A 15,597-nucleotide genomic window follows, 5' to 3' on the forward strand; every position below is an offset into this window, starting at 1 on the left:
ATTTAATGAGTACTCTACTAAGAAGTGCTGCGCTCGTTCTGTGCGCAGGGGTTAGCTGTGCGCAAGCAACAGAACCCGCAAAGCAGTGGGCGTTTAATATCGGTGCCATGTATGAAATTGAAAACGTCGAAGGTCAGGGCGACGATAAAGATGGATTATATGAACCCTCCGTATGGTTTAATGCAACATGGGATGCCTGGACAATCTCTCTGGCAATGTATCAGGAAGGGCCGGTTGATTATAGCAGCATGACGCGTGGCACCTATTTCGATCGCCCGGAATTTGAATTGCGCTATCGCTTTATCGGCACCGATGATTTTACGTTCGGTCTGACCGGTGGCTTCCGCAATTATGGTTATCACTTTAAAGATGAACACGGTGCCAAAGACGGCAGCGCTAATATGCAGCGCTATAAAGTTCAGCCTGACTGGGATATTAAATTAACCGACGACTGGCGCTTTAGCGGCTGGTTTGCCATGTATCAGTTTGCCAACGATCTGGAAAAAACCGGTTATTCTGACAGCCGCGTCGAGACCGAAACCGGTTTTACCTGGACCATCAACGAAACATTCTCTGCGAAAGTAAATTATTATTTAGAGCGCGGCTTCAACATGGACAGCTCACGTAATAACGGCGAGTTTTCTACCCAGGAAATTCGTGCGTACCTGCCGATTTCGTTAGGCCAGACGACGTTAACGCCTTATACCCGTCTGGGACTCGATCGCTGGTCAAACTGGGACTGGCAGGACGATCCGACGCGTGAAGGACATGATTTCAACCGTCTGGGTATGCTGTACGCCTATGATTTTAACAACGGTTTATCCATGACGCTGGAATATGCCTACGAATGGGAAAACCATGACGAAGGTGAGAGCGATCGCTTCCACTACGCGGGTGTCGGCGTGAACTACGCGTTCTGATCATGATTTACCAGGGGCGATTGCCCCTGGTTTTTAGCGCAAGGACGCCGCATCCGAAAAATGCGTATCAACCAAAATCTTATGCGGCGCAGGTTTACCCGCAATACGCTTAAACAACACGTTGCAGCTCTCTTCGCCGAGCTTTCTCGTCGGAATATCAAACCCGCCTGGCGCAGGGGTTAAAACGAGAGACAGCATCGGATCGCTGTAGCCTGCCATAACAACCTGCTCGGGAACCATCAGATTTAACTCATCCGCAGCACGATAAAGACCCAACAATTTCATACTGTCAGTAGCAAAAACGGCATTGGGCGGGTTGTCAGACGAGAGTAATTTGCAGGCTGCCTGGAGCGCGCTTTCATGGGTATATCCGCCATCAATGACCCAGTCCGGGTTAATGGCGATACCCTGCTTCTCAAGGCTGGATTTATAACCCGCAAGGCGATCGATAGAAACGTGATAATCGAGCGGGGCATGCAGACAGGCAATTTTTGTTCGCCCATGTTTAATAAACGAATCGACCAGAATAGCGCTGTCGTGAAAATTGTCCGTATCAACAGAATAAATATTCTGGAACTTTCCTTCTACTTTTCCAATAACCACCACGGGCACACCGTATTCGTCCAGCGTGGTGAAAAAAGATTCGTTTGCGGGTGAACTCAGCATGATGATCCCTTTGATCATCTTCTGTTTTATTTTTCCCACGCACTTCTGCAGATCGTCCTCACTGCTTTTCGAGGTTTGTAAAATAACGTCAAACCCTTCCTCTTCCGCTTTTGCCGTAATGGCGTGAAGAACATCGGAGAAAAAAGGGTTACCGGCAGTAGTTTTGGTCGAGCGGGTCGAAATAACCATAATGGCATCAAAGCCAGAAGAGGTCAGGGCGCGGGCCAGTTTGTTGGGCTGATAATTTAATTCGTCTATGGCCTTAAGCACTTTGTCTCGCGCTTCAGGGGAAATATTCGTTTGTTTATTCAGAACGCGGGAAACGGTTGATTTCGATACGCCCGCAACCCGTGCGATATCATAGATGGTGGGTGACATACACCTTACTCACTCCGGACTGACAGCAATGTCGTTCATCTTACTGGAGAGAAAACGGCAATAGCAATAAATAAGAATTGATAATCAACGATCTGCCCCCATTTATTGTATTCTGAAGCCATACATTCCTGGCTTCCGGGCAATGAAGGATGGCGATGAAGCGATTTAAGAACGAACTCAATTCACTGGTGAACCGCGGCGTTGATCGACATCTGCGTCTGGCCGTTACCGGCCTGAGCCGCAGCGGTAAGACGGCGTTCATCACCGCGATGGTAAACCAGTTGCTGAACCTGCACGCCGGCGCGCGGCTGCCGTTGCTCAGCGCCGTGCGCGAAGAGCGTCTGCTGGGCGTTAAGCGCGTCCCTCAGCGTGATTTTGGCATACCGCGTTTTACCTACGACGAAGGGCTGGCGCAGCTTTACGGCGATCCGCCCGCGTGGCCGACGCCAACGCGAGGCGTCAGTGAAATTCGCCTTGCGCTGCGCTTTCGTTCTAATGAATCGCTGATACGTCACTTTAAGGATACCTCAACCCTGTATCTGGAAATCGTCGATTATCCCGGCGAATGGCTGCTCGACCTGCCGATGCTGGCGCAGGACTACCCCAGCTGGTCCCGCCAGATGACGGGCTTGTTGCAAGGGCAACGCGCAGAGTGGTCAACGAAATGGCGACAGCTGTGCGAGGGCCTTGATCCGCTGGCGCCTGCGGATGAAAACCGTCTGGCGACCATTGCTGAAGCCTGGACGGACTATCTGCATCAGTGCAAACAGGAAGGGCTGCACTTCATCCAGCCGGGCCGTTTTGTCTTGCCGGGTGATTTAGCAGGCGCGCCCGCGCTGCAGTTCTTCCCGTGGCCGGATGTGGACGGCGCAGGCGAGTCGAAGCTGGCACAGGCCGACAAACACACGAATGCCGGCATGCTGCGCGAGCGTTACAATTACTACTGCGAAAAGGTGGTCAAAGGTTTTTATAAAAACCACTTTTTACGTTTCGACCGCCAGATTGTGCTGGTGGATTGCCTGCAGCCGCTCAACAGCGGGCCGCAGGCATTTAACGATATGCGCCTCGCGCTGACGCAGCTGATGCAGAGTTTCCACTACGGGCAGCGGACGCTGTTTCGTCGTCTGTTCTCACCGGTGATCGACAAGCTGCTGTTTGCGGCCACAAAAGCCGATCACGTTACGGTCGATCAGCACGCCAACATGGTTTCTCTGCTGCAGCAGCTGGTGCAGGACGCCTGGCAAAACGCCGCGTTTGAAGGCATCAGTATGGATTGTCTTGGGCTCGCATCGGTGCAGGCGACTCAAAGCGGCCTGATTGACCTTAACGGCGAGAAAATACCAGCATTACGCGGGAATCGACTCAGTGACGGCGAGCCGCTTACCGTCTATCCCGGCGAAGTGCCCGCGCGGCTGCCGGGCCAGGCCTTCTGGCAGAGCCATGGCTTTCAGTTTGAAGCCTTCCGCCCTCAGACCATGAGCGTCGATCGGCCGTTACCGCACATCCGTCTGGATGCGGCGCTGGAGTTTTTGATTGGAGATAAACTGCGATGACGGAACCGTTAAAACCGCGCATAGACTTTACCGGAACGCTTGAGCCCGAGCGTCAGGACGCCTTTAAAACGGCGCAGACGTTCAGCGGCGCGCAGGCGGAGAACTTTGCCCCGGCGCTGCCGGACGATCCCGCCGTCGAGGAAGGTCCGGCGGAGGCGGTCGTGGAAGCCGCTCTGCGTCCTAAACGCAGCCTGTGGCGCAAGATGGTCACCGCCGGTCTGGCGCTGTTTGGCGTCAGCGTGGTCGGGCAGGGCGTGCAGTGGGCGATGAACGCCTGGCAAACCCAGGACTGGGTTGCGCTGGGAGGATGTGCCGCGGGCGCGCTCATCGTGGGGGCGGGCGTCGGGTCGGTTGCCACCGAGTGGCGCCGCCTCTGGCGTTTGCGACAGCGTGCGCACGAGCGCGATGAAGCGCGGGATCTCCTCCACAGCCACGGCACTGGCAAAGGCCGCGCCTTCTGTGAAAAACTGGCCAGCCAGGCCGGTATCGATCAGTCGCATCCGGCGCTCCAGCGCTGGTACGCCGCCATCCATGAAACCCAGAACGACCGGGAGGTGGTCACGCTCTATTCCCATATGGTTCAGCCGGTGCTGGATGCCCAGGCGCGGCGTGAGATTAGCCGCTCGGCGGCGGAATCCACGCTGATGATTGCCGTCAGCCCGCTGGCGCTGGTGGATATGGCCTTTATCGCCTGGCGTAACCTGCGCCTCATCAACCGTATCGCGAACCTTTACGGCATAGAGCTGGGTTACTACAGCCGGCTCAGGCTGTTCAAACTGGTCCTGCTCAATATCGCGTTTGCGGGCGCGAGCGAGCTGGTGCGCGAAGTGGGAATGGACTGGATGTCGCAGGATCTGGCGGCGCGTCTTTCAGCCCGTGCAGCCCAGGGCATTGGCGCGGGCTTGCTGACGGCGCGTTTGGGTATCAAAGCGATGGAGGTGTGCCGTCCGCTGCCGTGGATCGATGGCGATAAGCCGCGGCTGGGGGATTTCAGGCGTGAACTGATCGGTCAGCTGAAAGAGACGCTCAATAAAAAACCGTCTCCTTGAGGCTTTGTTCACTAATCGTGCTGGCTGTCAATATTTGTTGACAGCCATCTTCCGGTTCACCGAGTTCTGACATATCATTTTAACGTTATTGGCTTAAAACGGTGAATTTCCCATGCGTCTTGAAGTCTTCTGTGAAGACCGTCTCGGTCTTACCCGCGAATTACTCGATCTTCTTGTTTTACGTAGCATTGATTTACGTGGCATTGAGATCGATCCTGTCGGGCGAATTTACCTCAATTTTGCCGAAATTGAATTTAACACCTTCAGCAGCCTGATGGCGGAAATCCGCCGTATCGCTGGCGTTACGGATGTACGCACCATCCCCTGGATGCCCTCCGAACGTGAGCACCTCGCCCTGAGCGCGCTGCTTGAAGCGATGCCCGAGCCGTTCCTCTCTTTGGATCTGAAAAGTAAAGTCGAGCGCGTTAACCACGCGAGCTGCCAGCTTTTCGCGCAGAGCCAGGAGAAGCTCAGCAGCCACCACGCCGCGCAGCTGATCCCCGGTTTTAACTTCCAGCGCTGGCTGGACAGTAACCCGCAGAATACGCACAGCGAGCATGTGGTAATTAACGGGCAGAATTTCCTGATGGAGATCACACCGGTCTATCTGAAAGGAGAAGGAAATAGTCGCGTATTGACCGGGGCGGTGATCATGCTGCGCTCGACGCTACGCATGGGGCGCCAGCTGCAAAATCTCTCCAGCCAGGACGTTGGCGCATTCAGCCAGATTATTGCCGTCAGCCCGAAAATGCGCCACGTGGTTGACCAGGCGCGCAAGCTTGCCAGCCTTACCGCGCCGCTGCTGATTACCGGCGATACCGGTACCGGGAAAGATCTGCTGGCGCACGCCGTGCACCTGGCAAGCCCGCGTGCGGCAAAACCGTATCTGGCGCTTAACTGCGCTTCAATTCCAGAAGATGCCGTCGAAAGCGAGCTGTTTGGACACGCACCGGAAGGCAAGAAAGGGTTCTTCGAGCAGGCCAACGGCGGCTCCGTGCTGCTGGACGAGATCGGCGAAATGTCGCCGCGTATGCAGGCTAAACTGCTGCGTTTCCTGAACGACGGCACCTTCCGCCGCGTCGGTGAGGATCACGAAGTGCATGTGGACGTGCGCGTCATTTGCGCCACCCAGAAGAACCTGGTGGAGCTGGTGCAAAAGGGGATTTTCCGCGAAGATCTCTATTACCGCCTCAACGTCCTGACGCTGAACATTCCACCGCTGCGCGATTGTCCGCAGGACATCATGCCGCTAACGGAACTGTTTGTGGCCCGCTTTGCCGACGAGCAGGGCGTTCCACGTCCGAAACTGTCTGCAGATCTCGGCACGGTGCTCATGCGCTACGGCTGGCCGGGCAATATTCGTCAGCTTAAAAACGCCGTTTATCGCGCTCTGACCCAGCTTGAAGGGTATGAACTGCGCCCTCAGGACATTCTGTTGCCGGATTACGACGCCGGAACGGTATCGGTAGGCGAAGAGGCGATGGAAGGGTCGCTGGATGATATCACTAGCCGCTTCGAGCGCTCCGTGCTGACGCAGCTGTACCGCAGCTACCCCAGCACCCGCAAACTGGCAAAACGGCTTGGCGTCTCGCATACCGCGATTGCGAATAAGCTACGTGAGTATGGATTGAATCATAAGAAAGGTGACGAATAACAAAAAGCCTCTGTAAAGAGGCTTTTTTAATGTTTATTCCTTCGCCAGCGGCGTGGTCACGATCTCTGTTTTTGTCTCGCCCTGAATCGACGCAATCCTGCTTTCGACGTCCTTCACCTGCTGCGCGCTGTGTAGCAGGGTATAGGTCAGGTCAAACTGAGCGCTGGCGCCTGGTTGCAGCTGCTTAACCCGCTTCTGCTCGCGTTCAATGGTGACGGGGTAGGCGTAGCTGGTGCCTGGCTCAATCCCCGTGACATAGCCCTGTTTTGGCGTATCGGTATTTTTCCACAGGGTCAGCACGGGCAGCTGGCGGGTATCAAACTGAATTGACGCGCCTTTGTCACCGGCTTTATTCACCACCGCCGCGAGGGTTTCATGGTTGCTGTCCGCAAGCGGTTTGATGTTAAAGACCATCTCATCAAAGCCTTTTGTCGGCCCGGCGTAGGTTTGCCAGTCGTTAACGCCCGCTTTCGCGTAATCATTGAACGGGCTCACGCTTGCCGCCGGGGCAAGGAAGCGCGCGCCTTCTTCGAGGACAGGCGCCCCGAAGTTGCTGTGGTAGATGATCTGATAGTCATGAGGGTAATCGGCATGGTTCGTCAGAACGTCATGCAGGCTGAACTGGTTGGTTCCTGGAACGTAACGCAGTTCGGTCATGGTTTGCAGATCCGCTTTTTTAAAGGTGCTTTCTTTGATGAGACCGCGAATACGAATTTCATGCGGGGCAGCATCCGCAATTTCTACCTCCACCTGGGATGCCGGTGTATTCCCCGCCTTGCCATGCAGGGTGTAAATCTGGCCGTCAGCGGTGACCGGGTGCCCCGTCCATTCGTAGCCACAGCGAACCATCATCTCGTTGAAACCTTCCAGCCAGCCAAGTCCGTTTCGGCTTTCCAGATTAATATACGCCGGATTAACGACCTCTTTAACGGGCGAATTCCACCCCAGCCTGGTGCCAAAGCCCTCCACATGCAGAAGGTTCATCCCGCGCGTCGGGCTTAAGGTGATGGTCAGCCCGTTTTTACTGCTAATAACGATCACTTTACTGCCTTCCTGCTTGCCGCCGTGCAACACTTTTTGCTCGATGCTGAACGTTCGATCGTTAATTTTCAGCTCATCGCTGGAAATCTTCCAGTTTCCTTTTTCCACGCTGCTTTCAGCGCTTGTCAGCACCCAGGTTTTTGCTGCGGCATGGCCCGAAACCAGTACCGAAAGGAGCGTTAAAGCCAGTTTTATTTTCATATTTATCCCTTTTTGCTGAAACGATTATTTAACTTCGTAAGCAAATCTAATGTTTTGGCGATAAGGGAAATGTGATGCGCCTCACTGAGGGTAAATTCAGGGTTGTTTAACGATCAATATGCGGGTCTGATCGCTATTTTGCTGAATTCTTGAAACTGAATTGCGTTAATTTTGTGACGCAAGCTCATTATTGCTTTAACGATTCAGCGAGTAATTAATAAAAAACCCCGCCATAGCGAGGTTTTGAAAAAGCGGTATAGAATGCTAAGTAATGATTATGCTTTCAGCTTTTCCAGCGCGGCGGTGTAATCCGGCTCGGTAGTGATTTCATTAACCAGTTCGCTGAAGATGACAGTGTCGTTTTCATCAAGAACCAGTACCGCGCGTGCTGCCAGGCCTTTCAGAGGGCCTTCGGCGATGCTGACGCCATAGTTTTCGAGGAAATCCGGGCTGCGCAGGGTGGAGAGGGTGATAACGTTGCTCAGGCCTTCAGCACCGCAGAAGCGAGACTGGGCGAACGGCAGGTCAGCAGAAATGCACAGCACAACGGTGTTGTCCATTTCAGTTGCCAGCTGGTTGAACTTACGCACGGATGCGGCGCAAACACCGGTATCAATGCTCGGGAAAATGTTCAGCACTTTGCGTTTGCCCGCAAACTGAGCCAGTGTGACGTCAGACAGATCTTTAGCCACCAGAGTAAAAGCCTGCGCTTTGCTGCCAGCCTGCGGAATGGAACCTGCAACAGCAACCGGGTTGCCCTGGAAATGAACGAGTTGTGACATAGATATCTTCCTGTTTACATATAGTTAACGTCGGGGCTAGTGTATGCCATCCGCGGATAACACGGCAAACCAAATTTTTTCGCCTTTCCGGGCTGCAAGGAGTCAGTGATGAGAAGCGTTAAGGTCTATGAAGAAGCCTGGCCATTGCATACCCCGTTTGTGATCTCCCGCGGCAGTCGAAGCGAAGCCAGCGTGGTGGTCGTTGAAATCGAAGAGGACGGTTTTAAAGGCGTAGGGGAGTGTACGCCTTACCCGCGCTATGGTGAAAGCCTCGCGTCAGTGATGGCGCATATCATGACGCTGGTGCCAGACCTGCAAACCGGGCTCACGCGCGAGGCATTACAGCAGCGTTTGCCCGCCGGGGCCGCACGTAACGCCATTGATAGTGCGCTCTGGAGCCTGGAGGCGGCGAAACAGCAGCAACCCCTGACAGCATTGCTGGGCGTGGCGCTGCCTGAATCGGTGGCTACCGCGCAAACGGTAGTGATTGGCGAGCCGGAACAGATGGCCGCCAGCGCTAAAGCGCTTTATGACGCCGGGGCCCGGCTGCTGAAGGTGAAGCTTGACGATCGTCTGATTAGCGAGCGGATGGTCGCCATTCGCGCGGCGGTACCCTCAGCCACGCTGATTGTTGATGCCAATGAATCATGGCATCCAGAAGGGCTGGCCGCCCGCTGTCAGCTGCTGGCCGACCTGGGGGTGGCCATGCTGGAGCAGCCTCTGCCAGCAAAAGATGACGCGGCGCTGAAGAACTTTATCCATCCGTTGCCCGTTTGTGCGGATGAAAGCTGTCATACCCGCGCGAGCTTGAGCGAGCTGCAGGGCCGCTACGAGATGATTAATATTAAGCTCGACAAGACCGGCGGGCTGACAGAGGCGCTGGCCCTGGCGGCAGAAGCCCGGGCGCAAGGTTTTTCACTGATGCTGGGCTGTATGCTCTGTACGTCCCGGGCAATCGGCGCGGCGCTACCGCTGGTCAATCAGGTCCGTTTCGCCGATCTGGACGGCCCGACGTGGCTGGCGGTTGACGTCTCTCCCGCGCTCCATTTTACCAGCGGCGTGCTTCATCTCTGAGGCTGCCAGCGTAAAAGATCCACCATGGCTTTTAAGTATTTTTCGCTGGCCTCGTCGGAGGAGATCGGCGGGAATTCAGCGGTTATGCAGGGCAGGCTCAAATCGGCGCACCAGCTACCGAACGAGCCCGGCGTTTCATAGCCCACGCTGGTCACGAGCGGCAGGGCGAAAGCGTCTGCCAGCCACGCGCCAAGCTCGGAGTGACGCGGATCTTCAATACAGGCCAGCGGATCGTGGAAGGAGACCACCCACGCGGGATGGATCTTATGGATTAGCTTGCACAGCGCCTGGGTTTCCGGCTCTGAGCCCGGCTTATCTCCCGTTAGCAGAACCACATCACGCTCCTCGGCGGAGCTGTTCCAGCGATACACCGTTTCCCCGGCGCGCCAGTTTGCTGATGGAAAATTACGGTTTAAGTCAACGCCTCGCGCATTGGCGCGAAGACCCAGCTGGCAGCCGTCCGGGTTAACCGCCAGAATCACGTGATGACGTCGCAATGACGGCGTCAGCGTCCGCAGCGCGCAGGAAAGCGTCACGATGGAGGAGTTTTCATCCCCGTGCGTGCCGGCAAGAATCAAGCCGCTTTCGCGGTCTGCATCGGGGGCGGGGAACCAGATCAGCGATGCGCCTAAAAAGGAGCGGCCATATTGCTCAGCGCCCGGCGGAAAGGCGCCGCGTTCCGCTCTCGGTCGGGTGGTTGCCATACGAAATCCTGATAAAGAAGTCACTACTGGCAGTGTTGTGCAAAACCCGCTGTTAATCAAATAGTTTCCGTAATGGCTAAGAATTGCCTTAAATCACTATTCAGGCGTAAGTTATTTGCATTTCTTTTTGTCGAAACAAATAATTACGCATCTGCTTAATACCTGAATTCATTAAAGGGGATCTTATGAAGCATCCTGTTTCGCGTCTTTTTGCCGTACTGTGCCTGTGCGGGCTCTCTTCACTTTCTTTCGCAGCTGACGTGCCGCAGGGCACTGCGCTGGCGCAAAAACAGGAGCTGGTCAGGCATATTAAAGACGAGCCGGCTTCGCTGGATCCGGCGAAAGCCGTGGGGTTGCCAGAGATTCAGGTGATTCGCGATCTCTTTGAAGGTCTGGTTAATCAGAATGAGAAAGGGGAGCTGACGCCGGGCGTGGCGACACGCTGGCAGAGCAACGATAACCGCGTCTGGATGTTTACCTTACGCGATGACGCGAAATGGTCCGACGGCTCCCCTGTCACCGCCCAGGATTTTGTCTACAGCTGGCAGCGTCTGGTTGACCCGAAAACCACCTCTCCATTTGCCTGGTTTGCCGCGCTGGCGGGAATTAATAACGCGCAGGCCATTATTGACGGCAAAGCCGCGCCCGATACGCTGGGTGTGACGGCGGTGGACGCCAGAACGTTACGCGTTCAGCTGGACAAACCGCTGCCGTGGTTCAGCAACCTGACGGCGAACTTTGCTTTTTATCCAGTACAAAAAGCTAACGTCGAAAGCGGTAAAGAGTGGACGCGACCGGGCGCGCTGGTGGGGAACGGGGCTTACGTTCTGAAGGACCGCGTGGTGAATGAAAAACTGGTTGTGGTGCCCAATACGCACTACTGGGACAATGCCAAAACGGTACTGCAGAAGGTGACCTTCGTGCCGATTAATCAGGAATCGTCGGCGACCAAACGCTACCTGGCAGGGGATATTGATATTACCGAATCGTTCCCAAAAAACATGTATCAGAAGCTCATGAAGGACATTCCGGGGCAGGTTTATACGCCGCCTCAGTTGGGAACGTATTACTATGCCTTTAACACCCAAAAAGGCCCGACGGCGGATGCACGGGTTCGTCTGGCGCTGAGTATGAGCATCGACCGTCGTATCATGGCAGAAAAGGTGTTAGGGACGGGGGAGAAGCCCGCCTGGCACTTCACCCCAGACGTGACGGCAGGGTTCACTCCGGACGCCTCGCCGTTTGAGCAGATGTCGCAGCAGGAGCTGAACGCCCAGGCCAAAACCTTGCTGCAGGCTGCAGGATACGGTCCTCAGCGTCCGCTAAAGCTGAACCTGCTGTATAACACTTCGGAAAACCACCAGAAAATCGCGATTGCGGTGGCCTCCATGTGGAAGAAAAATCTCGGTGTGGATGTCAAACTGCAAAACCAGGAGTGGAAAACCTACATTGATAGCCGTAACACCGGCAACTTTGATGTGATCCGCGCCTCATGGGTGGGCGATTACAACGAACCATCAACGTTCCTGTCATTGTTGACCTCCACTCACAGCGGCAATATCTCCCGCTTTAATGACCCTGCCTACGATAAGATCGTCCAGCAGGCGACGCTGGAAACCACCGCGAAGGCGCGCAATGCGGACTACAACATGGCGGAGAAAATCCTTATGGAGAAGGCGCCCATCGCGCCAATTTATCAGTACACTAACGGTCGCCTGATTAAGCCCTGGGTGAAGGGCTACCCCATCAATAACCCGGAAGACGTGGCATATAGCCGGACGATATATATTGAAAAGCACTAATCGGTACTGGCTTGCTGTTAACGCAAGGTAACCACGGCTAAACCAAAAGCTGGCGCAGCTGACAGCGCCAGTTTTCATTAGCGTCCTGAAAGGTGATGTCCTCAAATGACGGTTTTTAGCCATGACGCTATATCCTGGGTAGGCAGGTTATTCTGTACATTCCAGGTATCTTTCATCGGCCACCATACACCGTCTTCCCTGGCGAAGGCCGTGCGATAGCCTGTCATCGTATCATCCGGTTTCAAACGCAGCTCATCCAGTAGCACAGAGAGGGGTAATACGTCTTTAGTGAACGTTTGGCCGGTCACACGTTCAACGGTTTCTGCCAGTTTTCCGTATGAGGTTGTTTCACCTGCGACAAATATCACTTCATTTACGATCCGCGGCTGATGCAAATAAATTTCGGTGGTGAGTCGGCCAATATCCGCAGGTGATGTCACGGTAACCTGTGTTTCCCATCCTCCGAGCGCATTAATGGTTTTTTCGGATAAATTCACCACATCAAATGCCGGTTCGAAGAGAAAACTGGTAAACATGCCGGTTGAAACAATCACCCATTCCGTCGCGTTCTGTTCCCGCAGTAGCGTCCTGACATCATACTGCTCGTCCCAGACGGGCTGACAGCTCCCTTTGCCTACCACATCGTAATTCACGCCAAACTGCCAGGGAAAATAGCGTTTAACGCCAGCCTCCAGTACCGCGCGAGTAATCTTTATCTGTGTTCCCGCGCCAGCGACAAACCCCATGCAGTTGATAACAGTATCAAAATCCGCGAAGTGGTTTTTTAACGCGTCAATCGTGCTGGCAGCGACATCGACAGAGATAAATTTGGCCCCTGCATCAGCCAGTTTTTGATGCGTTTCGGACAGAAGCTTACCCCGGCTGTCCCTGGAGCCGGGCGATACGATAACGTAGACAGCGCCGTCGCGCTGCGTGAGTGCCGGAACCAGATACTCCAGCACGGCAGCGCCCAATTGTCCTGCACCAAGCACTAATACTTTTTCGCCTGTCGTGATATCACGTTCTTTCATACTGAGCCTCTCTTTGTTTAATCGTTTGATTACTTCAACTTGAGCAAGGTTATGTCAGATGGCTGCATTCGATAAGACGACAAGCATAAGTTAGACTGTTCGTAAAAATGGGATAATCGATCTTTTCGGGCGCGGTGGGAATATGGATAAACTGGAATCAATGCGGGTATACGTTTGTGTGGTCGAGACCCATAGCTTCGCCAGGGCGGCAGAAGTGTTGGGGCTACCGCGCTCTACCGTATCGCGGGTCGTTAAGGAGCTGGAAACATATCTGGGCATTCAGCTTTTACAACGCACCACCCGGAAACTCAGCGTGACCGCAGAAGGCCGACGTTACTATGACGAGAGCAAACGGCTGCTGACGGATATTGCGACAATGGAGTCTTCCTTTCCCGGCAGATCCGCGCAGCCAAGAGGCCGTTTTAAAGTCGGGATGCCGCAGTCTCTCGCCCGACATTGCATTCTTCCCAATCTCCCTGAATTTCTCCGCCAGTATCCCGAGCTGGAGCTGATACTCTGTTCCAGCGATAACGTGGAGGACATTATTCAGGAAGGGTATGACTGCGTGATCCGCACCGGGAGGATCGAAGATTCAACGACGCTGGTCGCGCGCCCTCTGGCGAACTTCAGATGGGTTGTTCTGGCTTCTCCGGGCTATATAGCCGCCTGTGGTAAGCCGGAAAATCTCGACCAACTGGAAAAGCATTACGCAGTCGGCTACCTGAACCACCGCACCGGGCGTACCATCGACTGGTTTTTTACGCGTGATGACGGCGATTGTGCAATCCGCATGAAAGAGACGCTGATCGTCGATGACACCGATGCCTATATCCAGGCCGGAATTCAAGGGCTCGGATTAATTCGCGTGGCCAGCTATCTGGCTGAGCCGTATCTGAAGAGCAGGGCGTTGGTCCGCTGTATGGAGGACGTCTCTTTCGATTTACCGCTTTCGCTTGTCTATCCACAAAATCACTATCTCCCGCCTTCGGTACGCGCCTTTTATGACTGGAGCAGAGCGGTGCTACACCAACATGGTGACTGACGGGCGAAAACTCTGGTTTTGCTTAAAAGTCGGAAATAAAAAAAGCCCGTCAGAGAACGGGCGAAATAAACAAATGATTTAGTGATTCGTTATCAACATTGTTGGAGGATAACGCCGCGTATCTTACGTGGCTGAGGGCAATGCAGATACCTGACAAATTCGGTAGGTGAAACAATAAATTAAACGTGCACTACAGTGCGTCAAAAGTGGGGTAGAGACTGTTTTCCAGATATTCAACGAAAAACCAAATCTCACCGCTGAAAATAAACCATAAGCCAAATATAATAAGCAATAAAATAATTAAGGTGAGTATTATTTCTGTCTTTCCCATTGTTGCCACAACCCACCCGTCGTTAATTTACTTAAGCTGGGCATTGTAGCGGGGCTTTTCACGATACTCCAGTTTCATGCCGCAAGGACTTTATTACGCCCGTCGTTTTTGGCGCGATAGAGCGCATCGTCGACACGTTTAAACAGCGCGTCAATACTCTCTTCCGGGTCATGCCGAGCCACGCCAATACTGACGGTAAATCGTGGTAAGCCTGGGAGGGTAATATGGGCGACCGCCGCACGGACGGATTCGGCAATCTTCAGCGCCGTTTCGAGAGGCGTACGCGGCAACAGGATGACAAACTCTTCACCGCCCCAGCGGAACACCAGGTCATCTTGTCTGCTGCAGGCTTCCAGCGTTCGGGAGAGGGCGATGAGCACCTCATCACCCTTCAGATGACCAAAGAGGTCATTGATGTTTTTAAAATGATCGGTATCCACCAGCAGCAGGCTAAATTGCTGCTGGGCGGAGAGGTGGCTCAGGTTGGTTTGGTCGATAACGTTATAAAACTGACGTCGGTTGAGTAACCCCGTCATCGAGTCACGTAATGCAGCATTTTCCAGCTCCTGCTCAAGCCTCTTTTGCTCAGTAATATCATGGATTATGCACAGCATCAGTTTGTCGCCGTAGATCTCAATGGGCCCCGCGTAGGTCTGGACGTGGCGGGTGGTGCCATCGGCAAGGCGGTGAATAAAATTAAGCGGCTTATGTCCGCCGGGCAGCGCGGCGATCTCCGTCATGATGGGCATGACGCCTCTGCCAAGCGTGTTAATTTCCCAGGTGTGCTTCCGGCACATCTCATCATGTGAATAACCGTAAAAGCTGAGCGCGGCCAGGTTTGCATCGACAATTTGCCCGTCACGGGCAGGATCGATTAGCAACATTGGTGCGCTGTTGGTCAGGAAAAAGCGTGCGTAAAACCCCTGTTTTTTGCGTTGATAGGTTGCGGAACGGCTGGCTTTCAGGCCTGAGGGGGCGTACGAAGAGATCCCTTCGAAAACGATAACATCACCATCCGGCGTGACGTGGGTGAGGGAGAGGCGACAGCTTATCGGTACGTCCTGCCCGCCCCGGCTAACTGTCCAGATCTCGACAATATCGTGATCGTTCTTCAGTTCAGGAACATACATTGACAGTACGGTTTGCGCACTTGCAGAACAGGACCCTTTACGCAGGTCATTCAGCGTTTTATTACCCGTTAGCTGTATTGCGGCCACATTTGCAAAAATAATCTGTTCCGAAACAGGAGAAATGAGCCACACGGGCGTTTTAATTGCATTAAGCGCATCAAAACTATTTTGCGACATAGTATTTTCCTGTTCATCGGCACGATACGCCTGGCAATCATGGCAGAACTGACCCGCATGTA

At 54.1% G+C, this 15,597-nt stretch carries 14 protein-coding genes; 7 read left to right on the top strand and 7 right to left on the bottom strand.

The window, feature by feature from the left end; translation table 11 throughout:
- Positions 1 to 5 precede the first annotated feature (5 nt).
- Positions 6 to 920, top strand: coding sequence for an OmpG family monomeric porin (locus tag ACTJI7_RS13270; protein ID WP_088205575.1), 915 nt, complete (start codon positions 6 to 8; stop codon positions 918 to 920).
- A 33-nt stretch (positions 921 to 953) separates the two neighbouring features.
- Here ACTJI7_RS13270 and ACTJI7_RS13275 read toward each other — a convergent pair whose 3' ends face one another.
- On the bottom strand, positions 954 to 1,964 hold the full coding sequence (locus ACTJI7_RS13275) for a LacI family DNA-binding transcriptional regulator (protein ID WP_041909694.1): 1,011 nt from the start codon (positions 1,962 to 1,964) through the stop codon (positions 954 to 956).
- 155 nt (positions 1,965 to 2,119) lie between these two features.
- Between ACTJI7_RS13275 and ACTJI7_RS13280 the strand changes: the two genes are divergently transcribed.
- The 3 genes from ACTJI7_RS13280 (at position 2,120) to tyrR (ending at position 6,220) form a co-directional block, all read left to right on the top strand.
- Positions 2,120 to 3,517, top strand: coding sequence for a YcjX family protein (locus ACTJI7_RS13280; protein WP_258150621.1), 1,398 nt, complete (start codon positions 2,120 to 2,122; stop codon positions 3,515 to 3,517).
- Complete coding sequence (locus ACTJI7_RS13285) at positions 3,514 to 4,566, top strand: YcjF family protein (protein ID WP_047364984.1); 1,053 nt, start codon at positions 3,514 to 3,516, stop codon at positions 4,564 to 4,566. The genes ACTJI7_RS13280 and ACTJI7_RS13285 overlap by 4 nt, the downstream gene beginning before the upstream one ends.
- A 112-nt stretch (positions 4,567 to 4,678) precedes the next feature.
- Positions 4,679 to 6,220 (top strand): transcriptional regulator TyrR, encoded by a 1,542-nt coding sequence (gene tyrR, locus ACTJI7_RS13290; protein ID WP_028013361.1) that lies wholly within the window; start codon positions 4,679 to 4,681, stop codon positions 6,218 to 6,220.
- A gap of 33 nt (positions 6,221 to 6,253) precedes the next feature.
- Here tyrR and ACTJI7_RS13295 read toward each other — a convergent pair whose 3' ends face one another.
- Both ACTJI7_RS13295 and tpx read right to left on the bottom strand, forming a co-directional pair.
- Positions 6,254 to 7,462, bottom strand: coding sequence for an aldose 1-epimerase family protein (locus tag ACTJI7_RS13295; protein WP_048959060.1), 1,209 nt, complete (start codon positions 7,460 to 7,462; stop codon positions 6,254 to 6,256).
- Positions 7,463 to 7,737: 275 nt separating this feature from the next.
- Positions 7,738 to 8,244, bottom strand: coding sequence for a thiol peroxidase (gene tpx / locus ACTJI7_RS13300; protein ID WP_028013359.1), 507 nt, complete (start codon positions 8,242 to 8,244; stop codon positions 7,738 to 7,740).
- Positions 8,245 to 8,352: 108 nt separating this feature from the next.
- On the opposite strand from tpx, the gene ycjG reads away from it, so the two are divergent.
- Positions 8,353 to 9,318, top strand: coding sequence for an L-Ala-D/L-Glu epimerase (ycjG, locus tag ACTJI7_RS13305; RefSeq protein ID WP_028013358.1), 966 nt, complete (start codon positions 8,353 to 8,355; stop codon positions 9,316 to 9,318).
- On the opposite strand, the gene mpaA is transcribed toward ycjG, so the two are convergent.
- Positions 9,309 to 10,022: a murein tripeptide amidase MpaA gene (mpaA, locus tag ACTJI7_RS13310; protein ID WP_440669426.1), complete on the bottom strand. Its 714-nt coding sequence runs from the start codon at positions 10,020 to 10,022 to the stop codon at positions 9,309 to 9,311. The genes ycjG and mpaA overlap by 10 nt on opposite strands.
- Before the next feature lie 185 nt (positions 10,023 to 10,207).
- Between mpaA and ACTJI7_RS13315 the strand changes: the two genes are divergently transcribed.
- Positions 10,208 to 11,824: a peptide ABC transporter substrate-binding protein gene (locus tag ACTJI7_RS13315; RefSeq protein WP_028013356.1), complete on the top strand. Its 1,617-nt coding sequence runs from the start codon at positions 10,208 to 10,210 to the stop codon at positions 11,822 to 11,824.
- A gap of 101 nt (positions 11,825 to 11,925) precedes the next feature.
- Here ACTJI7_RS13315 and ACTJI7_RS13320 read toward each other — a convergent pair whose 3' ends face one another.
- On the bottom strand, positions 11,926 to 12,855 hold the full coding sequence (locus ACTJI7_RS13320; protein ID WP_258150620.1) for an aromatic alcohol reductase: 930 nt from the start codon (positions 12,853 to 12,855) through the stop codon (positions 11,926 to 11,928).
- A 142-nt stretch (positions 12,856 to 12,997) separates the two neighbouring features.
- On the opposite strand from ACTJI7_RS13320, the gene ACTJI7_RS13325 reads away from it, so the two are divergent.
- The gene (locus ACTJI7_RS13325) at positions 12,998 to 13,897 is read left to right on the top strand and encodes a LysR family transcriptional regulator (RefSeq protein ID WP_258150619.1); all 900 of its coding nucleotides are present in this window, start codon (positions 12,998 to 13,000) and stop codon (positions 13,895 to 13,897) included.
- 190 nt (positions 13,898 to 14,087) lie between these two features.
- Here ACTJI7_RS13325 and ACTJI7_RS13330 read toward each other — a convergent pair whose 3' ends face one another.
- Positions 14,088 to 14,228, bottom strand: coding sequence for an Ecr family regulatory small membrane protein (locus ACTJI7_RS13330; RefSeq protein WP_032644880.1), 141 nt, complete (start codon positions 14,226 to 14,228; stop codon positions 14,088 to 14,090).
- A 74-nt stretch (positions 14,229 to 14,302) separates the two neighbouring features.
- Positions 14,303 to 15,535, bottom strand: a complete 1,233-nt coding sequence (locus ACTJI7_RS13335; protein WP_258150618.1) for a sensor domain-containing diguanylate cyclase — start codon at positions 15,533 to 15,535, stop codon at positions 14,303 to 14,305.
- Positions 15,536 to 15,597: the final 62 nt, after the last annotated feature.

This window comes from Enterobacter sp. 22499 (assembly GCF_052044815.1).
GTDB lineage: Bacteria > Pseudomonadota > Gammaproteobacteria > Enterobacterales > Enterobacteriaceae > Enterobacter > Enterobacter bugandensis.